Here is a 21,850-nt window from a genome sequence, read left to right on the forward strand (position 1 = left end):
TGCCTTCACACAGCTTCTTTTTCCAATAACCAGGCTGTGATGTTCTGACGCCGTTTTGTCGGCACCAGGCTTTTTGGCTAAGCCCGGAGTCGTGCCAGGCTTCGATCCGTTGCAGCCATTGTTCTTTAGTGGTTTCTGGGGTGGTCATCGGAGCCTCCATGTAATCAGAGGCTTTATGATCCACGATCAAATCTCAGCGGGGTAGGACGTGGGTTATTTTGGCGGTTACGTTCCGGGAAGGACGTTACAAAAGCCAGGCGCTGCTCAACGAAGCGGCTCTGCTTATGGCCTATGTCAATTTAAACCCTGTTCGAGCCAAATGGTGAAATCGCCAGAGACCTCTGAATACACTTTTATCAGCAAAAGAACGAAATATTTAATTGTTGTGGCTTTAAAATCTTTTGGTATTCTTTTTTATTTTACAATTTGCACAAAGTATTACGACTGGACTGATATCTGACAGTCGCATTTTTACCGTAGGATAAGGGCGGCCCACGGAGCAACTCTATAAATGCATTGCAATAATCGGCCAGTCTCGCCAGTTGATGGCTATTACTCTGTTGCAGTGCCCGGCACGACCGGATCAATCGCTCTGTTTCAAGCACCTGAGGACTGTCACTTGTTATTTTATCCTGACGTGATGCTAATAAGATGGGTTCTAACTGCTGGCAAATATCAGCACATTGCCCTGATAAGTGCACCACTGACTCAATATTTTTTCGGGTTATTTCCCGGGCCTGAAGGCTCAACAGCCTCTCCAGATTTTGCAGTAACTGATAAGGTTGCGAACTCTCTTTTTGGCCCCCATCGTCTTGAGACTCATCATTGGACATTATGACCGCCTCTCCCCTTCAACCGGGCGTACCTCACCTTCATTGATCACCCGGCATTTGAACGGTCTGCCATTTTCTTTCTGAACCAGGATAATATCGCCGACATGGCCGCTTTCCATGGCGACACCGGTGGTAGTTAATTCGATATTTTCTGATTGAACAACAATGGTTAAATGCTGCCCCCGACGGATAGCAGTGGCCCTTTTTACCATATCGGTGGTAATCACAGTGCCGGCGCTAATCTTTCGGGTAGCGATGTATCCGGAAGGATTATCCTGAAATACATTCGGTTTCAGGGAACTCAAACGGACTTTTGATGTTTTCAGCCTCGGCTGTCCTGGCCCCGACAATGCTGGCCCCGACAACGCCTCGCCCCGGTTAAGATCCCTGTCGGCAAGCAATACCGATACGTCAAAATCCACTCTGACCGCCAGCCGTTGTTTCCAGCGGTGTTCCGGGAAGGTGCCGAGATGATCAGGACAGCTGATCAATAATGGCAGTTTACCGTTCTGAGCCATGGCAGAGAAGCGGATATCCGGTGTTTCCGGACAGTCTGGCAATTGCTGCCAGCGTTCTTTATGCAACAAAACCACCCGGGGATTACGGCCGTTAAAGCGTTTAGCCAATAAGCGCGAATGCTCACAGAGTTGACTGATGACCACCCCCTGAACCCTTTGATCAGTGCTCTTATCTGATTGATCTGACTGCGGGCTGGTATCCGTACATGACACTGTATGGGCGTTTGCAATATTGGGAATATTGAGTAAGCACAGACACAGGGAAAAAACAAAACGACGACTGATTGATAGCTCCCTGACGAGAATAAAATATGTGACAAATAAATACATTTTTTACGACAACGTACTACTCTTTACACACGACTTAATATAGACGAATAGATAGCCTGTATGTTGATTTCATTTGAGTCGGCCATGGGTATACACCCAAGAGTTGCACAGCTCAGAAGCTCTCAGATTGCCATCCAGTCAGGCAATATTTTTAATATTGAAACACCACAATACCGGGCACTTGAAGCTAATCTGAACTTTTACCATTTGGCTTATGGTTTATCTCAGGATTTGTCGGTCTCAGACAAACGGCATATCACCCCAAATCAACTGGCGGATGTTGAGTTATCCATTGCCTTTAAAAATTCAGGCGGTATTGCCTCGGAAAATGGTAACGATGTATCTCTGGCACTGGAGCAGGCAAAACTTGCACAGTCGATGGCCGGGTACAATATCAGCATATCGTTAATCCGGGAGCGTCTGAGCATGCTTGATAAGGTGATCAGCGGTCGCTAGTGTATGGTTTCAATGAGTTTGACGGGTTGACGTGCCTCCGCACTCCGTTCGTCCTGAGCCTGTCGAAGGACCCATAGGGCCTAAAGGCGGAAACTCCGGACTCTGATAGATTGTGCCAAGCACCCTTCGTCCGTGCATCCTGAGCGGGGTCGAAGGGCGCTCAGGGTGAACGGAGATTGTACACATCAAACCCATTGAAACCATGTACTACTGGAAGGCTGACCGAGAATAGACGTCATAAATTGTTAATTCGATGAAGTGAGTACCCCATGAGTCTGCAGTTGGTTCAGGCTATGTCTGGTTATTCCATGGTCGCCCAGGCGACCCGTATGACACTGGTGGCCGAGGCGCTCTCTTACAATGAGGTTGCAGCAGCGTCTGCTGCTGAGGTGATGCGGCCGGGGCGAGCGTTACTTCAGGCCAGAACCGTAGATGCTGGCTCCGCTGCCAGAGAGAATATTCCGGCGTTTACCGTTGAAGTAGCGGGTATTATCAAAGATAAGTCACCTCCCCAGGTGCGCTATCAACCGGGCCATCCTCTGGCTAATGCTAACGGTGAAGTGTTTTACCCGAATATCAGCACGATTGAAGAAATGGCAACCATGATTTCGGCAGCCCGGTCTTTTGATGCGGCTGTCTCGGTGTTCACCAGCGCCCGTCAAATGCAGGGCCAGGCACTGGAGCTGATCGGTGTTCATAGCTAGTACGTCATTTCAATGAGCTTGCTGTGCACAATCTCCGTTCACCCTGAGCGGAGTCGAAGGGTGATTGGTACAGTCTTTATTCAGGGCATGGAGTTTACGCCTTTAGGCCCTATGGGTCCTTCGACTCCGCTCAGGACGAACGGAGTTTGGGTGCCATTGATAGAGGGAACCCATCAATTACATTGAAACCGTGTACTAGTGCAGATAAAGCACTTATACCCATACAGTCCCCCCACGCTCTGCGAGGGAGTCCGGAGGGATATGAACAGCCGAGGAACCGTGAGAGATGTGCTGTGTATGTATAACAGTGCCTGGTCTGGTGGGATTTGCGTTAAAAGAAGGAAGGCTATTTCGAGACAGTCCCCTGCCGTCGAAATCGATATGACATGTGGGTATCACTATGATTTCATCCATTCAACATGAACTAGCCTCCACTCCGAATGGTAGCGCATCGTCGTCTTCCTCCGACAGTTCCAGTGCCTTGAGTAAAAACTTTATGACGTTGTTGATTACTCAACTTAAGCACCAGAACCCGCTTGAACCGATGGAAAGCGGTGATCTGCTGAATCAGCTGGCGGCCATGACTTCCGTGTCAGAGTTAAGAGATATTCACGCCGGTATCAGCCGGTTGGGCGATCAGTTTGCAACGGCCCAACTGTCCAGCGCTACGGCACTGCTGGGTCAGGAGGTCGCTATTGATGCCCGCCAGTTTTCATTCAATGGCGATGGGAATAAATTAGCCCTGGCCTTTCCTTCGCCAGGTACAGGGCACTTGTTGCATTTTTTGCTCACCGATCAAAATGGTACCCCGGTAAAAGAAGCCCATTATCAGGGGCGTCATAATGAGTCACCGGGTACTTCCATAAAGAAAAGCCTGGACCAACTGTTTGGCTCGCTGCCTCATGGTCAGTACTGGCTGCAAAGCACCCTGGATGGTGATAGTGAAGTGGTTCCTGTGCAACTGGTCAGTAAAGCAAACAGTATTGTTTTCAACAGCTCTGATCAGGCACCGCAGATCAGGCTTGAGGCAATGGAGCCAGTGGCACTGTCCAGCATTCATTCCGTGACCCGGCCATAAGCTTGACGGTTGTTGTCTAATCGGAGAGGTAAGCGTCTATGTCAATCAGTATCACGGGCATGAATGCTGCCCGAAGTCAGCTGGATATAGCCAGCCAGAACCTGACCAATTCGGAAACGAATGGTTATAAATCGTTTCGGGCGATTCTTGGTGATGTCTATGCCCAGGCAGGAACCACATCGGTGGATATGTCCGGGGTCACGCTGCTGGGAACCCAACAGGCGTTTTCCCAGGGACAGCTGACGCAATCGGGTAATGCCTTTGATCTGGGCATTGATGGTAAGGGCTTTTTTGTTCTTGGTAATAGTGGTGAGCAGCTCTTCAGCCGGGCAGGCCTGTTTAATCAGGATAAGGAGTATTATCTGGTGAACCCCAGTGGTTATCGCCTCCGGGGCTTTGGTGTCAACAATCAGGGTGCGGTTGATACCTCAAAACTGGTTGACTTGCAGGTCAGTCAGGCTGACCGGCCAGGCAAAGCAACCACTAAAGCATCAGCTATCATTAACCTCAATGCCAGTGAACCGGTGATTAATCGTACGACGGTTGCCCTTAACCCGTCAGACCCAAGGACATTCAGCTGGTACGGAGCATTGAATATTTTCGATAGCCTTGGCGAACAACATACGCTGGGTAGCTATTTCACCAAAACCGAGACCAGTCAGTGGCTGCTTGAATTTCAGGTGGATGGGCAGTCCCTCAAACAGACAGAAAACCTGACATTCAACAGCTCAGGCCTGTTGACGACACCCGCCGATGCGCAGTTTTCACTGACACCACCGGAGCTGCCCTCAGGTGCCGTTCTCCAGCCCCTGGCCATGGACTTTTCCGGCATCACCCAGTTCGCAATCGATTCGGCATTTCGTCCCCAGGTGGTTGACGGGCAAATGGCGGGCAGCCTTAACCAGGTCAGTTTTGCCGAAAACGGTTTTCTGCAGGGTAGCTACAGCAATGGTGAGCAATACCTGCTTGGTCAGGTGGCACTGGCTACCTTTCCCAATGATAACGGGTTAGTGGTTAATGGGAATAATACATGGATGTCGTCTATGGTATCCGGCACTCCGCTCTTTAGTCCATCGGGCCTTAATGGCGCGGGCCTTATCAGGGCGGGGTTTGTTGAACAGTCCAATGTGGATCTGGCCAGCGGGTTGTCGGATGTCATTCTCGCCCAGCGCAACTTTCAGGTAAGCGCCAAGGCATTCCAGGCAGAAGATGTCCTGTCGCAAACACTGATCAATCTCACCTGACGGGCACCTGGCCATGTTTTCCGGAATGCAGATGACTACCGCCAGTGCCGAACGCATCTGGCAAAGCCTGTCCGTGTTTGCGGGTAATTTATCCGGTCAGTCGGTGCCCGGTTACCGGGGCGACTCGGTATTTGCGCAAAAACTGGCACAGACACAGACGGCGATGGCCCAACAACGGGCACCCGCATTTTCCCTTCAGGCTGCCACCAATTTCACCAGCGGCTCTCTGAGACCCACAGGACGCCAGCTGGATGTAGCCATCGACGGTGCCGGATGGTTAGTGGTGCAAGATGCCAGCGGCAAGGCAGGGCTGACCCGAAACGGTTTGCTCAGTCTGACCGCAACGGGTGAGGTGTTGACCGGCAATGGTGCCCGCGTCATGGGACAGACGGGGCCGTTGACCATCCCTGCATTCAGTCAGCTGACCATTGGCAGTGAGGGGTCTGTCAGTGTCATTCCTGCCGGTAGTCAGGACGTTGAAGAGGTGGGGCGTATCCGCTTTGCCAATCCCCCCGTGGCCAACCTGATTCGGAGCCCGGATGGCCTGTTCAGGCTGGTGGATGGCAGTGCACCAGTCCCTGATCCACGGGTCAAGATGGTCAGCGGGGCGCTTGAAGAGAGCAATGTTGACCTGATGGCGGAGTACCTGAATGTTGTGGAAACCGGAAAAACCATGGATCTCCATGTTCGTATGTTATCAGCCTTTGATCAGATGGCAGGGCGAGGCAATGAATTGCTGAACCTGTCCCGTCGTTAATGAGAGCGCCACTATGAATAGTCTGTGGATAAACCAGGGCGGCCTGACCCTGCAGGATGCCAGAATGATGGCTGCTTCCCAGAACCTCAGTAATATCAGCACCTATGGCTATAAAAAAGAACGGGTGGTGGCTGCGGATCAGTTTTATACCACCCTGAAACAGGCCGGAGCAATGGCCAACAGTGGGGATGAACTGCCCAGCGGCCTGCAGGTGGGTACGGGTGCCAGAATCACCGCCACCCAGAAAATATTTACTAATGGCAATGTCCAGAATACCGGTAATGCGCTGGATCTGGCTATTGTCGGCGATGGCTTTGTGCAGGTTCAGTTACCTTCCGGAGAGATGGCTTATACCCGTAACGGACAGTTGCAGCTCAATGCCGAAGGTGAAATCGTGATGGCCACCGGCCAGCCGATAGAGCCGGTGATCACCATCCCGATGGAAGCCCGGAACATCACCATTGGTCAGGATGGCACGGTATCCGTTGCCATGCCCGGCAGCCCGGAAGCTCAGGTTCTGGGGCAGATCTCTCTGGTTAATTTCATCAATCCCATGGGGCTGCAGTCCATCGGCGATAACTTCTATCTGGAAACCGCTGCCAGCGGTTCCCCTGTGGAAGGCGTTCCCGGCACCAATGGTCTTGGTGAAATCCGGCAGTTTTCCCTTGAGGCCTCCAATGTGGATGTGGTGGAAGAGCTGGTCAATCTGATCATGATTCAGCGGGCTTATGAAATGCAGGCCAGGGCCATCGATGTGGCCAGTAATTCCCAGGAATATCTGGTGAAAAGCAGTTAGGAACAATTCAAACCGGATGCACCCTATGGGCAAAACAGTTACATCGATGTTTATTTGGCTGATCGCTGTGCTGGTGATCGGGTTGCCGGGCTGTCAGGTGGTATTGCCACACAACCAGCCCCTGAATAATGCCGACGATGAAGACACTGAACCCGTGCTTACCCGTGCCCCGGAGCCCCCTCCGGCACCGGCACCGGGCAGTCTTTATACATATGCCACCAGTATGCGCCTGTTTGATGATCTGAAAGCCTATCGCCCCGGCGATATTCTGACCGTGATGCTGCAGGAAAAGACCTTCTCCAGTAAAAAGGCCAATACCAGCCTGGACAAAAATGCCAGTGCCACCATAGCGCCCCCCACGGTATTCGGGAACAAATACTCGAGACTGGACACACAACTCAGCAGCAAACGGAACTTTGGCGGCAAAGGATCGACCTCTCAGCAAAACCATTTAACCGGCTCGGTGACCGTGGTCGTGCAAAAAGTGCTGCCCAGTGGGGCGCTGTTGGTTAAGGGCAGCAAAATGGTCCGGCTGAATCAGGGTGATGAAGTCATCTTTGTCAGTGGTGTGGTGCGCCCTGAAGACGTTACCCAGGACAACAAGGTCTCCTCGCTGCGTTTGGCCCATGCAAAAATCAGTTATACCGGCCGGGGCGACCTGGCCCAGGCCAACACCCAGGGCTGGCTCACCCGTATTCTGAACAGCAGCTGGTTTCCATTTTGAGATCAGGGGACGGCCCGGTAATAGCCTGCCCTGCGGCGGTGGCGGCCGCTGGAGTTGTAAATGGAGCTGAAAAAATCGGTTTTATTCGGGCGCTACTGTCGGACAGCCTTCTGGCCGGGCTGTTACTGGCGGCGACTGTTGTTTTTCCGCCACCCTGCCAGGCCTTACGTTTGGTGGATCTGGTTGATATAGAAGGTGTGCGCAAAAACCAGCTGATCGGCTATGGCCTGGTGGTTGGTTTGCAGGGTACTGGCGACCAGACCCGTCAAACCGTTTTTACCAGTCAGTCCATGGTCAACATGCTGCGCCAGTTTGGTATTCAGTTACCCCCGGGGAGTGATCCGCGGATGAAGAATGTTGCTGCCGTCAGTATCAGTGCCAACCTGCCCACCTTTGCCCGCCCGGGAACCACGCTTGATGTGATGGTTTCCTCGATTGGTGACGCCAAAAGTCTCCGTGGCGGTGTGCTTCTGGCGTCACCATTACGGGGTATTGATGGCCAGGTCTACGCCCTGGCCCAGGGTTCAGTGATTGTTGGCGGAGTGTCTGCCCAGGGCGCTACCGGCACCCAGATCAGTATCAATACAACGACGGTCGGACGCATTCCGGGAGGTGCGACCATTGAACAGTCGATCATTCCTCCGGAAGTAACGCCTGGTGTCGTACGATTAAATCTCAGGGAGCAGAATTACAGCCAAAGCCGTTTACTGGTCAAGGCTATCAATGATCACTTTGGCAGTCATATTGCCCGGGGAGTGGATGGCAGCCAGATTGAAGTCACGGTACCCGAGGGACGGAATAACCGGGTGACGTTTCTGTCCATGCTGGAGACTCTGGATGTTCCCCAGGGCGTCACCCCGGCCCGCGTCGTGATCAATTCCCGTACCGGAACCATCGTTATTGGTGCCGATGTCCGCATTCGCCCGGTAGCCGTGAGCAATGGTTCCACCACAGTGAAAGTCATGGAGCGTCCCAGCGTGATACAGCCCAACCCATTTTCTCTTGGGACCACACAAATCGAGGAGCAAAGCACCGTCGACATCATACAAAAAACCGGTGGCATGTTTATTGTCCCTGCCACCACCAGCCTGTCCGATATTGTTAATGTGGTGAACAGTGCCGGACTGACGCCCAATGAACTGATCTCGATTCTCCAGGCTATTCAGGAAGCTGGGGCCATGGAGGGTGAGCTGGTTATTATGTGAGGAATTGCCCCGGAATAATTTGTACATTTCTGAGTTTCAAAACCACGTTCGTCCTGAGCCTGTCGAAGGGCGTGAACTCCGGCCTCATGTATTGTGCCTGTCACCCTTCGACAAGCTCAGGATGAACGGAGATCGAGTTCAAAATGTCGAAATTATTTCGGGACAATTCCCAATCGGAGATTTGCCATGGTTATTACGCCGCTATCCCACCCCACCCACCCTGCCTTTCCCCTTGATGCGGGGGCCAGCAGGCCGGTCAACGGCAGCAACCGTGATTGCGAAGCATCATCCAACGACTTTATGCGGGTGTTGCTGGGGGAAGTGACCCGTCAGCTGCAGAAAACCTCAGGATTGTTTTCCGGCAAAGAGCACAACGGCACGGCATCGCTGTTTCAGAACGAACTTGCCGGAGCGTTGCTGGCACAGTGTCTGGCAGAGGGGCTGGCGGAAAAACTGTCCGGTGACCAGCCATGGCGGTGAACCATATCGGGCTTAGCGGGGTGAACGCTGCGGATATTTTGTTAAATAATACCGGCCATAACATTGCCAATGCCGCAACCCCCGGGTTTAGTCGACGACAACCCGTATTGATCACCCAACAGAGCCACTGGGGCGGTTTGCAGAATCAACTGGGTGGCGTCAGGGTACTTTATCTGATGCGGGTATCGAACGACTATCTTAATGACCAGGTGTTTCGCGCCAGTGCCAGCCAGTCAATGGCAGACAGCTTTGCCATACCCATGGTGCAGCTTGATCAGTTGCTTGGCCGGGAAGACACCGGGTTAACCCAGGTGCTCAATGGCTTTATCGGTAACCTGCAACGGCTGGAAACGCGCCCGGAGTCTCTACCCTTGCGCCAGCAATGGCTGGGCAGTGCCGGACAACTGGTGGACCGTTTTCATACCCTGGGTCAGCAGCTGCAGGTCATCTCGCAACAACGGACCAGCCAGATCAGCAATGTGATCACCGAGGCCAATCGGCTGGGCGCGGCCATTGCTGATCTTAATAAACAGATCATCGAAGGCAATAGCTATATTCATAAAAGCAGCCATAAAAGCAGCCATAAAATCAGCGATGGCAACTGTGCGGACCTGCTGGACCAGCGGGACAATCTGATTAATCAGCTGTCTGAACAGGTATCGGTGGAGGTTTATCGCAACAGCAATAATGCCGTTAACCTGGTGATTCCATCCAGCCAGGGGGCGATTCCCCTGATCATTGGCACGCAGTATTTTGACCTCAGTATCAACCCGGACGCTGCTGACCCAATGAACCCCGATGTGATGGTCAATATCCCAGGCGTCGCTGTTCCGGTCACACCGCAGCAGGGCCGGTTGGCAGGGCTGCAAAAGCTCCATCGGGATGGGCTGATGCCCGTCATCAATCAGCTGGGGCGGATGGCGCTGGTGCTGGCCTCGGAAGTGAACTCTCAGCTGGAGCTGGGTGTTGATCTGGCCGGTGATAAAGGTAAGCCACTGTTTCAGGATATCAACTCGACATCGGCCATGCAGCAGCGGGTCCTGCCGTCAACGGTTTCGGGGACGGAGGCATTGACCGTTGCAATCGGCGATATTTCCCGGCTGGTGCCATCGGAATACCAGCTGGTATTTACGGCTTCTGATCAATGTCGTGTAACCAGGCTGTCGGACGGGCAATCATTCAGTGGCAGCCTGACGGCAGGCACGCCTTTTACCATTGATGGCCTTACCATTCACCTGACAGGAACACCGGCTATCAATGATCAGTTCCTGCTGACGCCCTGGCGCCATGAAGCCACACAATTGAGTATTGTCCTTAACGACCCTGAGCAGCTGGCGTTTGCGGCACAAGGCTCAGGCCCCGGCGACAACCGGAATCTGCTGGCACTGCTTGGCTGTTTAAACGGTGATTGTGCGAAATGTCCTGATGTACTGGAAGCTAATATTTTACTTCAGTCGTCTGTTGCCAACCAGACGGCTTCCGCTGAACGACAGCAGAAAACCAGTCAGAGTTTATATCAGGCTGCGGTTGCCGAGAGGGAGGGTCTCAGTGGTGTTAATCTGGATGAAGAAGCGGCTAACCTGCTGCGATTCCAGCAGTTCTACCAGGCCAATGCACGCCTGTTACGAACCAGTCAGATGATTATTGATGAATTGCTGGCAGTTTGTCGGTGAGACCGATGCGGATAAGCACAGCACAACAGCAGGCCATGGTTTTGCAGGATCTGCAAAACATCAGTCAGCACCAGCTGGAAGGCTGGAACCAGGTGGCCACGGGCAAACAGATAACCCAACCAGCCAGGGCACCGGGCAGCTGGACGCACCTGCAGAGTGTGCACCGGGAGATCAGCCAGACGAACCATTACCTGGATTCCATTACTGCCCTGACCTCCCAGCTGCAACTGGAAGATACCCTGCTGCAGAGTTATACCGGCTACCTGCAGGATATCCGGGCGCTGGTGCTGCAGGCCAACAACCCCGGGCTGGCAGCGGTGGACCTGGCCACCCTCGGGCAGCAGGTTGTGCAGTGGCGAAACGCCATTATCGGGCTGTTAAACAGCCGTGATGCCGAAGGTTATTACCTGTTTTCCGGCTCCCGGACCAGTACACCGCCGGTGACTGTTGCAACCGCCAGTGATGGTAGTGAGTCGTTTACTTTTAATAAAAATAACGACATCCGGCAAATAACAGTCGCTTCCGATATAACAATGTCGTCTACGGACAGTGCTGACTCTTTGTGCTTTACTGTGAACGACGGTGGATCAGGTTTTAATGTAATCCTTATGCTCGGTCAGATAGCGCAGACACTTCAGGCTCCACCCGCCAGCCTGTCAACGCTGCTTGCCAGTTACCTGGTACAGCTTGATCAGGCACAGAATCAGGCTGGCAGCATTCATGCCGCCCTGGGAACCCGAATGAAAGCACTGGACGGTATTCGCAGTGACCTTCACGAGGCCAGATTGTACTTTCAGGAACAGGCGGGTCAGCTGGGTGATCTGGATTATGTCAGTGCCATCAGCCATCTGAATCAGCAGAAAGTACAGTATGAAGCCGCTCTTAAAGGGCTTTCTGAAGTAGCGAACCTGTCGTTATTTGATTATCTCTAGGAGGCTGTTATGGCCATCAGTATCAACACCAATATTCCATCAATGCAAGCCCAGATCAGTCTGGAGCGGGCCCAGAACGGTCTTGATACAGCGATGCAAAGGCTCTCGACCGGTTATCGCATCAACAGTGCCGCTGACGATGCCGCCGGGATGCAGATCAGTAACCGGATGAGTTCACAGATTAATGGCCTGAGTATGGCGGTGCGTAATGCCAATGACGGCATCTCTATTGCCCAGACGGCGGAAGGGGCCATGACGGAAACCGCGTCTCTGCTCCAGCGGATGCGGGACCTGGCAGTACAGTCCGCCAGTGACAGCAACAGCAGCGATGACCGGATTGCCCTGAACGGGGAGCTGAAACAGCTGGGGGCGGAACTGAACCGGATTGCCGAGTCCACCACCTTTGCCGGACAGAAGTTGCTGGATGGTTCGTTTGTTGACAAGAACATTCAGGTGGGTGCCTACGCCAATGAGATTATTACCGTCAATGTCAAGAGTGTCAGCGGTAAAGACATTGGTATCATGAAGGGGGCAACGCTTACATTTTCTGGCATGGGTCTGCCGGGGACAACCGCCATTGCAGCACAGAGCCTGACGGTCGGGGTTGATGGCAATGAAAGCAATATACCCATATTAACCACGGATACCGCCCAATCCATTGCCCGTAAGGTAACAAGCGCGGTATCCGATTTAAGTGGACAGGCAAAGACAGGGGCAGAAGTGGTGTTGACAGCTACTGACTGGGAAAGTGGCGATACCATTACCCTGACCGTGAATGACACTGCTTACGCATCGACGAGTGCTTCTACTACTTTTCAAGCCGCCTTACAAGAACTGAAGGGAAAGCTGGATTCTTCACCGTATGATGTAACGATTGCGTCGAGCGGCAACCGTAAAATAACGTTGGTTGATTCCACTGGTCAGAATATGAAACTGGAGGCAACTGCTGCAGATGCAGACCATAGTTCATCCGGAAAGAAAACGCTTGCCTTCACTGCCACAGCCCAGCCACTCGATTATGCAGGTGGTACGACTGGGACAGCAAAGTCAATTACGTCAGGAGCGTTGAAAGTCGTGGGTGATATTAAGTGGGTCGGCTCGGATAAAAACGCCACCTATACCATGCAAAGCGATGGTAATTTAGGGACTGGGCTCGCCACTGCCACAAAGACACCGCTGGCTGGTAGTATGCCGGTAGATTCCATCGATATCACCACTTATGCTGGTGCACAGCAAGCCATCAAAATCCTTGATCACGCAATAGCCGACGTGGATTCCAACCGGGGCACCCTGGGTGCCATTCAAAACCGCTTCCAGCACACCATATACAACCTTCAGAACGTTCGGGAGAATATGATGGGCTCCCGAAGCCGGATTAAAGATACCGACTATGCCAGCGAAATGTCCAAATTGACCCGGGATCAGGTGCTGAAACAAGCCAGTATGTCCGGCCTGAACCGGGCCAACACCATGCAGCAGGAAGTCCTGGCCCTGTTGCAGTGAATCATTGAATGAATACGGTTGCGCCACTGCCGGGCAGTTTTGATCTGGGGACTGTGGTGGATGCTGTGGTCAATGCCGACATGGCACCCTCGGAAAATGCTCTGAAACGGCGGGAAAATCAGCTGTCCCGGGAGCAGGATCTGATGGTGTCGGTCTATCAGGCGGTCAGTAACCTGCAGCACTCCGCCCGGGCGCTGGTTCAGGAAGCCAGCCTCAACAGTCACCATGTGAATGGCAATGGCCACGGTCTTGGCCGCTGGGTTGCGGTGTCCAGTGAGTCTGACCGGGTTGGCGTCAGCGTCAGGGGGCGTCCTGATCCCGGCAGTTATCAGCTGTCGGTCCATCAGCTGGCCTCACCGCAAATTATGACCAGTCCACCGTTTGCCAGAGATACCGCCTTTAAAGACGCAGGTACGCTGGATCTTGCCCTTAATGGTGGACACTGGACGGTTAATATTGTTGCCAACAGTACCCTGGCCACCATCGCCAGATCCATTCAGCTGAGTACTCAGGGGAAAGTCCGGGCAACGGTCATTAACGGCAAGGCGGGGCAACAGCTGCTGCTGACCGGGGCAGAAAAAGGGGCTGATCTTCGTATGATGCTCAGTGGCACCGGAACCGGTGCCTACCTGGCGGATATTATGTCTGAACAGGTGGCTCCGGCTGACGCACTGGTCAGTATCAACGGCGTAACCCTTTCTCTGCCCGGCAATGTTAACCAGCCGGCCATTAACGGGCTGAGCCTGACCCTGAAACAGGCGGACCCTGACCGGCAGTTATATATTGAGGTCAGTCAGGATGTTGAGGCACTGGTCAGCGCAATGTCGGAATTTGTCAATCACTGCAATAGCCTGCTGCAAGCCAGTGACCCCAGGGACAACCAGGGCCTCCAGATCGATGCGGGCACCCCCGCCTCCCTGAGGGGAATCAGCAGTCAGTTGCGTAAACTGGTTAACGCCACGTCTGCAGATACCGAGTTAAGCAGCTCAGAGCAGATCACCAGTTTACTGGATCTTGGGGTCAGTACTGAGCGCAACGGTTTATGGTCTCTGGATGAAGCCTGGTTTCGCCACCAGCTGAATGCCATGCCCTACCCGGTCCTGCAGTTTCTGTCGGACCGGGACAAGCCGGTGCTGGCACTGGCGCAGAAAATGGACACGCTGTTATCGGGCAGTGGCCCTTTAATATCGAGGATCAGTTATCTGTCACGGGATTTGCAACGGCTGGCGTCAGACCAGTATGCACTGGATATGAGACGACAATTGCTTCATCAGCGCACCAATCAGCAGTTTTTAAATATGGAGCAAACGGTACAGCGCATGAACCGGAACCTGGCCTATGTTGAAACTATTTGACCTGCTTGACCTGACTTTCACCAACGACAATAAGGAGCGATTATGAAGTCTCCAGCCACTGAATACACCCGGCATCAGTACGGGCACCTGGCCCGAAAAGAGAGTATTTTCCAGCAGACCTCCCTACTGTACCAATTATTCCTGGATGACCTGGACCGCTGCCACGGCCATATCAACAGTGGTGACAGTGCCGCCCGCGGAGAGCGGATTCACCACGCCCTCTCTATTTTGATGGTATTAAGAAACCAGGCCCTTGCCATGGTCGACAATCAGCAAGATCAACCCCCGTCGGCCAATGAACTTACCGCCCGGCTGCTTGAATTATATGACCACTGCCTTGCATGTCTGACATCCGTGATCGCTGATAATGATACTGCCTCCCTGAATACCGCCTGGTCTATGATCGATACCGTTAAAGGTGCCTGGGATGAGTTGGCCATACAGCAAGGGGCAGATGACTGAGACTTGTTAAGGCTGGAGCCTGTCTTTTTCGGGCAGCGGGTGGCGGGAAGCGGGCAGCGCTTACTGAAATGTCGAAGTTATTAACAGCCATAAGCAGAAAGTTCGGTTCCCCTGTCCATATCATGGGATGAACAGGGCGATGAAAGAGCCCGCCTGTTTATCGTAAACAGAGAGCCATCTTTTATGAATATTGAGACAGTTGGCACAGAGACTGACCGTGTGATCGACGCACTTCGGAACACTCCTGAAATAACTTCCACATTTCCGATGCTATCCAGCCAGGAAAGAACTTTGCCACGGAGACACGGAGGCACGGAGGAAAAGATTTTTTCTGTTCTCCGTGCCTCCGTGTCTCCGTGGCAAGAAGTTATTCAAGGACAATTCCTTCCAGCCTCGTATTTCCGGGAGGCGATAACCGGGCGGCTGTCTGTACAGAACGGGTTGGTGCAGAACGGACTGCCGGAGGAAGATGAGTTTCAGGCAATTCTGCAGCAGATGATCGAACCTCTGGGACCGATAAATCCTGAGGGGGCTTCGAATCCGTCTTTACATTCCGATTTACCATCGACTATCTACACCAACACAGCGGATTTCGGGGAAGACATACAGGCAATTGAGTGGGCAACGACCACAGATGCAGAAGTTCCAGCGGTTCACCCTCACCCCGAATTGACGTTAAATTTACAACACTTGCCGTCTGATCAACTGACCCGGAGACCAGACCCGGTAGAGATGGGGCCAGTTAAGCCTGACCATCCGGGGGAAGAGGCTTCCGGCCAGGCTGTGTTACCTGACGTTCAGCAAACCATGGAGTTTGGCTCACTGCGTCAGTCTGCACAGCTTTCTATGGTAGCCACACAAAAGCGAACACTGTCGAATCAGGAGGCTTTAGCCCCAGAGCCGACCCTGGAGCCGCCCGCCGATCAGGAAAGTCAGACAACCACACAGCCAGCAACAGCTGAGGTATCGGATACACCTCTGAAAAGATTGGAACCTGCCAGCGTCCGCCAGCCATTGCCCGGAAATCAATCGTCCGGAAATCAATCGTCTGCAATTCAACCGGTAACAGCCCCGGTGCAAAACTGTTTGATGCTTGGCGGGGATCGTTATGCCCGGGCCGTTGCCGAGCTTCCCGGACTGGGTGCGGTGCAGGTGGTGATGACTCGCCATAACAGCGAGGTCACCGTGAATCTGCAAGCCAGCCAGCAGTCTCTGCCAACCCTGGAAAGCTGTTCCTCTACACTGCACCAGCTGGTCAGCGACAGCATTCAGCAGATGCACACTCCCGGCAGTTCAGTGAATAAAGAAGGGCCCGGTGGTTCTTCAGCAACGGAGTCTGGGCTGAAAATAGCACTCTCATTAACCACTCCTGATCATTCCGGCTCAGACCGGGGAAGGCAGTATCCGTTGGCCGAAGAGTTGGCAGGAATGTCATACTTTTCTGGCACAGACGTAGATCTTTTGGCTTTAGCACCCCAAACCTCACAAGCGTATCGGTCACCCATTGCGTTATCGCGGTACGCTGGTGTGGCACTTATTGATCTGCATATTTAGCCATTGTTTAGCAATGCATATGAACACGAAGAGAATATGAAGACTGACGACGATGACCGTACCATAAAGAACAGTGCCTATGCTCAGTGGCCAGCAGTGCAGCTTGGCAGGGTTAATTTCATCGCTGTTATTCTGGCGGGGGTTGTCATGCTTGCTATTGCAGGTGGTGCAACGTATTGGTTTTTTTTCCGGGAGGATGACGACTCACCATCGCCAGTGCCCTCTGCGGCTGCACCGAGACCTGCGCAATATCTGTCGTTTAAAGATATGATCGTCAATCTGGCTAATGATGAAACCTATGAACTCCATTATATGCAGTTATCCGTTTCTATCATGACCCGAAAAAGCAAATGCCTTGAACAAATGGAAATGAATCGACCGGTCATTCTCAATGCCATGCTTGACCAGCTGTCATCCTGGACATTCGAGGATGTGATGATTCCGGAAAATCGCGAGGAATTGCGGAAACAGCTTCTGACTACGGTTCGTCACAGGACGGGGCTATCACTGACTAAGGGGGTAGAGGATGTCTTCATCATTAATATGGTGATTCAGTAATCACACCACGAATTGTCCCGGAATAACTTCCTCTTTTTTGCCACGGAGACACGGAGGCACAGAGGAAAAGATTTTTTCTGTTCTCCGTGTCTCCGTAGCAAGGTTTTATCTTTAATATTAACAACGTACCGAGTTTTGCATGCTATTGAGAGTCGCTGGCTTTGCCATCCTGTTTCTGAGTGTTTTTGGCGGGTTTGTCATGGCCGGCGGCAAGCTGCTGGCACTGTGGCAACCCCCTGAGATTCTTATCATCCTCGGTGCCGCGATCGGTGCTTTTGTGATTTCCAACCCGGCCACTGTCCAGAGAATGACCCTCACTCATCTGAAATACGTACTGATCAGAAATAAAGAGTTCGACAAAGCCTTCTTTATGGATTTGCTGGCCCTGCTGTTCCGCCTGATTGAAACCCGGCATCGAAAGGGCATGAACGCCATTGAAGACGATATTGAAACACCGGAAAGCAGTGAGCTGTTTCAGAGCTACCAGCGCATCATATCCCATCCACGACTGCTCTGTTTTATCACCGATAATTTACGGATTACCGGTATGGGCAGTATGCCCGGACATGCCTTTGAAGGTTTGATGGAAAGCGAGATAGAAACCCTGGAAGAGGATCTGAAACGACCGGCAAAAGCACTGAACACTATTGCTGATGCCTGCCCCGGCTTTGGTATTGTGGCTGCGGTGATGGGCATCGTGGTGACTATGGGTGCGATGGATGGGCCGGTAGAGCTGATCGGGGTCAAGGTAGCAGCAGCACTGGTGGGTACCTTTTTGGGTATATTGCTGTGCTACGGTATTTTTGGCCCCCTGGCCGCAGCGCTGGAAAGTACTGAGCAGAGTGAAATGCTGGCGTTTGAATGTGTCAAAATGACGTTGCTTGCCAGCCACTCAGGGCTGGCACCGATTACCGCCGTGGATTCAGGGCGGCGGCTGCTTTATAAAGAGTTACGCCCTACATTCCCGGAATTGGAGGATATGCTGCAATCCCTGAGGGCTAGCCATTAATGGCCAGGGCTCCAGATAGCAATCAGCCGATTGTGGTCCGTCGGGGGCGCACTGCCAACGGCAATGGGCACCATGGCGGCAGCTGGAAAGTGGCTTTTGCCGATTTTGCCATGGCCATGATGGCCCTGTTCCTGGTGCTCTGGCTGGTGGCCGCGACTACACCCGTGCAAAAGGAAGCCATTGCCACCTATTTTTCCAATCCGGGTCTTCTCAACCGTGTTAGCAGTAACTCGCCGGTGGAGATGCAGGGAGAGCGCTCGATATTACCGGGAATACCAGTGCAGATACGGCCAAAGCCCTCCGGCATGACGGGTATAGAGCTTGCCGGTCATAACACTGCCAGTGCCGAGGGCATCGCTGCCATTGTGCTCGGATTATCCAAACTGCCGAAAGAACGTGCCATCGAGGCAAAAGACATTGAGCTGCAGACCTGGCCCAGGATGATTCGTATGACACTGGTTCAGGATAAAGTCGGCCCCATGTTTCCACCGGGAAGCAAGCAGCTGGTGCCATTTTATGAAGATTTTCTAATCGCCCTGGCCCAGGTTTTGGCAAAACTGCCCTTCAAAATCATTATTACCGGGCACTCCGATGGCGTGATTGGTTCTGACCTTAAAAATTCGACAGAACCCAACCGGGTAAACTGGGAGCTTGCCGGACAACGGGCCGAAACGGTCAGGGAAGTGATTGTTTTTACCGGAGTACCGGAAGATCAGATACTGTTATTGGCAGCGATGGGAGCTAACCGGCCTATTCCGGGGCTGAGTCCGGATTCAGGATTAAACCGCCGGGTCGACTTGATGCTGGTTCCCCGAAAAGACGCCAAAGGGTTGAGTCGCAAGTTCCAACATAAATGGCATAAAGAAAAAGCATCCTCACCGGTGCCTTCATCGGATATGGAAAAAGCCGTTCAGCAGGCCAGGGATAACCGTTATCCGCAACCTTCAAAGTGAACAACTTTCACCGCTTCCAGCGCCTGCAGGAGCATGAGCGTTCAGAGCGGCATCCGAATTATCCCCAGATGACTTACTCCGACTTTATCCCGATAATCGGCCCATGAATGATACTTTTATTGTCCCCTGCTGCAACGAGCCACTGTCGGAGCTTTACCGCGATGAGTGCATTGTTGTGGTGAATAAACCGGCAGGTCTGCTCAGTGTTCCCGGCAAGCCACCCAATCATAACGACAGCGCACTGTCACGGCTGCGGACCATCAACCCGCAAACCCGTGTCGTCCATCGGCTGGATATGTCCACCTCCGGCCTGATGGTCTTCGGACTGGATGCCGACAGCCATCGTACCTTAAGCCGTCAGTTTCAGGACCGTACCGTAGCCAAGGAATATATTGCCGATGTGTGGGGAAAACTTGCGCAGCCGGAAGGAAAAATAGAACTGCCTCTGCGCTGTGACTGGCCAAACCGGCCAAGACAGATGGTTGACCATGAACTGGGCAAACCATCACTGACCCACTTTCAAGTGATTGACAATCAGAGACCGGCATTTGACCGGGTACTGCTAAAACCGGTGACCGGTCGCTCCCATCAGTTAAGAGTTCACCTGGCTGAACTTGGACACCCCATTCTGGGCTGTGAGTTCTATGCCCACCCAGCTGCCCGGCAGGCCAGTCAACGCCTGAACCTGCATGCCACAAGGCTGGGCTTTACTCACCCTTTAACCGGGGAGCCAATGGTGTTTGTGTCGGAAGCGCCTTTCTCGGTTTAAGCCAGCTGTTCACGGTTTTATCCATTGAGGGTGTTTCTTTACTCGCTGGCCCATGACGTATCGGCCATGCGCGGGTCATCGATCCGCTGGCCGAAGCAGTTGTAACATTGCTCCTGTACCTGACGGAACATGAATGGCTCGAACAACAATCAATTTTACTGCTCCAAAATTGTGTAGGCGAACGAAATCATAGCTATACTGCTCCACGAGCATCAGCCCATTGTTTGAAGTGAAACCCGGTTAGGAGTGCCAGCTCCGTTCGAGCCGAGTTTTTTCTTGCCTGAAAAACATAGTCGAGGGTTTTGGGATAGCAAGAAAAACAGGTATTTTTTTCAGCAACACCCTGTATTGTTTCAGCAGCTTTAACCGGCTCTTCGCCGTTTTATATGGATTTCAGGATATCTGCCACAGGGCTGGCGATCAGGTAAACCATCATGATGAAAGTGCCTGTGTTACGGTAACCTTTTGCCCTCGCTCTTGCTGCTTGAAACAGACTGTTTAACCCTTCCATTCGGGCATTGGTATACGTCGAATACCAGCGTTGCAAAATCTTGTCTGCATGTCGTTCGACGGTTTCCAATGCCTTGCGAACCGGCTCAAGTATTTCGATATCCCCCAGCTTCTTTCGGGCATAATTGATAAAACTGGTCAAACGCCAGCGAGCCGCTCTGGTGGTTTCAGCTTTACGGATCCAGCGCAGTTTTTCCTTGATTTGCCAGGCTGTTGCCGTATGTAAGTCACTGGTTTCCAGTTCGGCAAGTGCCTCAACCTGCTTTTCGGTCAGAGGGCCATCAGCGTTTTTCAGAATGGCCCAGCGAAGCTCCTTGGGCAGGTGTTGCAGCTTACGCTCTGCCTTACGAACATCGTCTAATGCTTTGGTAAACAGCTGAACAACGTGAAACCAGTCGATGGTCACATTGGCATTTGGCAGCTCTTCTTTGGTGGCGGCCAGAAACGCTTTGGACATGTCGCATACCACTTCCAGAATATTGTCCGCCTTGCCCTGATGGCTTTCCAGAAAAGCCTTGAAGTCTTTCACCGTTTGCTTCCCCTTTCCCGGCGTAGCGAACAGTACAGGCTTGTCGGTACGATCCATATCGATAAAGACCGTGACATAGTTGTGACCGCGTTTGGAAGCCGTTTCATCCAGGCCAATCGCTTTCAGTGCGGCAAGATCCATCTCCAGCAGTGCTCGGCTAACGTAATGCTGGATGACTCGCCAAATACGCTTATCCCTGACACCCACATACTCAGCACAGGCTTTCACCGGCATCTCCCTCGCGAGCACCAGGAGAGCCTGTTCAAATAGCAGTGTGAACCGGCTGTCTGCACGGGCCCAGGGGACGTTAATACGAAGCACACCATGCTCTTCGCACTTGGTCCGGGGGACTTGTGCTGTGATGAAGCAGTGATGCTGAAAGAAATTCAGGTGTTGCCAGGTCAACGCTTTAAAATCATGAGCAGGGCAGGCTTTTCCGCAACGAGGGCACGGATACAGGCTTCCACGATCAGCAGCGACATTGAGTGTGAGCCTGCTTGGGGTAGTAGAAGTATCCAGATACTGGTCAACCAGTTTCCAGGGGAATTGTAAGCCGAGGCCGAGTATAAAAATCTGATTTCCATCCATGGCTGGATACTACTTCTGAAGTGATAAAAAGGGTCGGGATTTTCTCAGATATTTGTTGATGAAATCCACACTAAAGGACGAGGAGCCCTTTAACCCTATTGTCTGAGCCAAGACAAACAAGATCAGTTAACAATATAAATAAACAAGTGTGTCATGCTGCGGGGCGGCCATCCGCTGGCAATTGGTTTTTTTTAAGCTACCCTGTGTGCCAAAATCAACATTCTGGAGGCCTGTCATGTTGAACAAAGAACGCTACGAATTGTTGGTGGATATCGGCGCTGACATAGATCGCAGCAAGTACCCTTCGTCCGTGCATCCTGAGCGGAGCCG

At 52.6% G+C, this 21,850-nt stretch carries 23 protein-coding genes; 19 read left to right on the plus strand and 4 right to left on the minus strand.

Annotated elements, in window-relative coordinates:
* From tnpA to flgA, 3 genes are all read right to left on the minus strand, one after another.
* Nucleotides 1-160, minus strand: a 160-nt coding sequence (tnpA, locus tag ACO6UY_RS20815; RefSeq protein ID WP_422463264.1) for an IS66 family insertion sequence element accessory protein TnpA, incomplete at its 3' end; no start/stop codon positions are given.
* 259 nt (nucleotides 161-419) lie between these two features.
* Nucleotides 420-833: a hypothetical protein gene (locus ACO6UY_RS20820; protein WP_422447960.1), complete on the minus strand. Its 414-nt coding sequence runs from the start codon at nucleotides 831-833 to the stop codon at nucleotides 420-422.
* Nucleotides 833-1,564, minus strand: a complete 732-nt coding sequence (gene flgA, locus ACO6UY_RS20825) for a flagellar basal body P-ring formation chaperone FlgA (protein WP_422491089.1) — start codon at nucleotides 1,562-1,564, stop codon at nucleotides 833-835. Before flgA ends, ACO6UY_RS20820 begins: the two co-directional genes overlap by 1 nt.
* A 177-nt stretch (nucleotides 1,565-1,741) precedes the next feature.
* Here flgA and ACO6UY_RS20830 point away from each other — a divergent pair, with 177 nt between their 5' ends.
* The 19 genes from ACO6UY_RS20830 to ACO6UY_RS20920 all read left to right on the plus strand — a co-directional run bounded on the left by ACO6UY_RS20830 (nucleotide 1,742) and on the right by ACO6UY_RS20920 (nucleotide 19,893).
* Complete coding sequence (locus tag ACO6UY_RS20830) at nucleotides 1,742-2,137, plus strand: flagellar basal body rod protein FlgB (protein ID WP_422447147.1); 396 nt, start codon at nucleotides 1,742-1,744, stop codon at nucleotides 2,135-2,137.
* Between the two features lie 269 nt (nucleotides 2,138-2,406).
* Nucleotides 2,407-2,841, plus strand: coding sequence for a flagellar basal body rod protein FlgC (flgC, locus tag ACO6UY_RS20835; protein ID WP_422491090.1), 435 nt, complete (start codon nucleotides 2,407-2,409; stop codon nucleotides 2,839-2,841).
* 400 nt (nucleotides 2,842-3,241) lie between these two features.
* The gene (locus ACO6UY_RS20840) at nucleotides 3,242-3,919 is read left to right on the plus strand and encodes a flagellar hook assembly protein FlgD (RefSeq protein ID WP_422447151.1); all 678 of its coding nucleotides are present in this window, start codon (nucleotides 3,242-3,244) and stop codon (nucleotides 3,917-3,919) included.
* 38 nt (nucleotides 3,920-3,957) lie between these two features.
* Nucleotides 3,958-5,163: a flagellar hook protein FlgE gene (locus ACO6UY_RS20845; protein WP_422491092.1), complete on the plus strand. Its 1,206-nt coding sequence runs from the start codon at nucleotides 3,958-3,960 to the stop codon at nucleotides 5,161-5,163.
* A 31-nt stretch (nucleotides 5,164-5,194) separates the two neighbouring features.
* Complete coding sequence (locus ACO6UY_RS20850; protein WP_422447155.1) at nucleotides 5,195-5,920, plus strand: flagellar hook-basal body complex protein; 726 nt, start codon at nucleotides 5,195-5,197, stop codon at nucleotides 5,918-5,920.
* 13 nt (nucleotides 5,921-5,933) lie between these two features.
* The gene (gene flgG / locus ACO6UY_RS20855; RefSeq protein WP_422447157.1) at nucleotides 5,934-6,716 is read left to right on the plus strand and encodes a flagellar basal-body rod protein FlgG; all 783 of its coding nucleotides are present in this window, start codon (nucleotides 5,934-5,936) and stop codon (nucleotides 6,714-6,716) included.
* A gap of 25 nt (nucleotides 6,717-6,741) precedes the next feature.
* Nucleotides 6,742-7,440: a flagellar basal body L-ring protein FlgH gene (locus tag ACO6UY_RS20860; protein WP_422447159.1), complete on the plus strand. Its 699-nt coding sequence runs from the start codon at nucleotides 6,742-6,744 to the stop codon at nucleotides 7,438-7,440.
* Nucleotides 7,437-8,645: a flagellar basal body P-ring protein FlgI gene (locus ACO6UY_RS20865; RefSeq protein ID WP_422447161.1), complete on the plus strand. Its 1,209-nt coding sequence runs from the start codon at nucleotides 7,437-7,439 to the stop codon at nucleotides 8,643-8,645. The genes ACO6UY_RS20860 and ACO6UY_RS20865 overlap by 4 nt, the downstream gene beginning before the upstream one ends.
* A 186-nt stretch (nucleotides 8,646-8,831) precedes the next feature.
* On the plus strand, nucleotides 8,832-9,125 hold the full coding sequence (locus ACO6UY_RS20870; RefSeq protein WP_422491093.1) for a hypothetical protein: 294 nt from the start codon (nucleotides 8,832-8,834) through the stop codon (nucleotides 9,123-9,125).
* A complete protein-coding gene (flgK, locus tag ACO6UY_RS20875; protein ID WP_422491095.1) occupies nucleotides 9,116-10,798 on the plus strand; it encodes a flagellar hook-associated protein FlgK in 1,683 nt (560 codons plus the stop codon). Before ACO6UY_RS20870 ends, flgK begins: the two co-directional genes overlap by 10 nt.
* A gap of 5 nt (nucleotides 10,799-10,803) precedes the next feature.
* Nucleotides 10,804-11,730, plus strand: a complete 927-nt coding sequence (locus tag ACO6UY_RS20880; RefSeq protein ID WP_422447167.1) for a hypothetical protein — start codon at nucleotides 10,804-10,806, stop codon at nucleotides 11,728-11,730.
* Nucleotides 11,731-11,739: 9 nt separating this feature from the next.
* On the plus strand, nucleotides 11,740-13,233 hold the full coding sequence (locus tag ACO6UY_RS20885; protein ID WP_422491096.1) for a flagellin: 1,494 nt from the start codon (nucleotides 11,740-11,742) through the stop codon (nucleotides 13,231-13,233).
* Between the two features lie 8 nt (nucleotides 13,234-13,241).
* Complete coding sequence (gene fliD, locus ACO6UY_RS20890; RefSeq protein WP_422491097.1) at nucleotides 13,242-14,588, plus strand: flagellar filament capping protein FliD; 1,347 nt, start codon at nucleotides 13,242-13,244, stop codon at nucleotides 14,586-14,588.
* A 42-nt stretch (nucleotides 14,589-14,630) separates the two neighbouring features.
* Entirely contained in the window at nucleotides 14,631-15,050 is a 420-nt protein-coding gene (gene fliS / locus ACO6UY_RS20895; RefSeq protein ID WP_422447173.1) for a flagellar export chaperone FliS, read from the plus strand.
* Between the two features lie 444 nt (nucleotides 15,051-15,494).
* The gene (locus ACO6UY_RS20900; protein ID WP_422491098.1) at nucleotides 15,495-16,604 is read left to right on the plus strand and encodes a hypothetical protein; all 1,110 of its coding nucleotides are present in this window, start codon (nucleotides 15,495-15,497) and stop codon (nucleotides 16,602-16,604) included.
* A 36-nt stretch (nucleotides 16,605-16,640) separates the two neighbouring features.
* Complete coding sequence (locus ACO6UY_RS20905) at nucleotides 16,641-17,162, plus strand: flagellar basal body-associated FliL family protein (RefSeq protein WP_422491100.1); 522 nt, start codon at nucleotides 16,641-16,643, stop codon at nucleotides 17,160-17,162.
* Between the two features lie 139 nt (nucleotides 17,163-17,301).
* Nucleotides 17,302-18,171 (plus strand): flagellar motor stator protein MotA, encoded by an 870-nt coding sequence (gene motA / locus ACO6UY_RS20910; protein ID WP_422447179.1) that lies wholly within the window; start codon nucleotides 17,302-17,304, stop codon nucleotides 18,169-18,171.
* Nucleotides 18,171-19,124: a flagellar motor protein MotB gene (locus tag ACO6UY_RS20915; protein WP_422447181.1), complete on the plus strand. Its 954-nt coding sequence runs from the start codon at nucleotides 18,171-18,173 to the stop codon at nucleotides 19,122-19,124. The genes motA and ACO6UY_RS20915 overlap by 1 nt, the downstream gene beginning before the upstream one ends.
* A 103-nt stretch (nucleotides 19,125-19,227) precedes the next feature.
* Nucleotides 19,228-19,893 (plus strand): pseudouridine synthase, encoded by a 666-nt coding sequence (locus ACO6UY_RS20920; protein ID WP_422491101.1) that lies wholly within the window; start codon nucleotides 19,228-19,230, stop codon nucleotides 19,891-19,893.
* Between the two features lie 382 nt (nucleotides 19,894-20,275).
* On the opposite strand, the gene ACO6UY_RS20925 is transcribed toward ACO6UY_RS20920, so the two are convergent.
* A complete protein-coding gene (locus ACO6UY_RS20925; RefSeq protein WP_422491102.1) occupies nucleotides 20,276-21,520 on the minus strand; it encodes an ISL3 family transposase in 1,245 nt (414 codons plus the stop codon).
* Nucleotides 21,521-21,850: the final 330 nt, after the last annotated feature.

The sequence above is a fragment of the Endozoicomonas sp. ALE010 genome (assembly GCF_049310165.1).
GTDB lineage: Bacteria > Pseudomonadota > Gammaproteobacteria > Pseudomonadales > Endozoicomonadaceae > Endozoicomonas.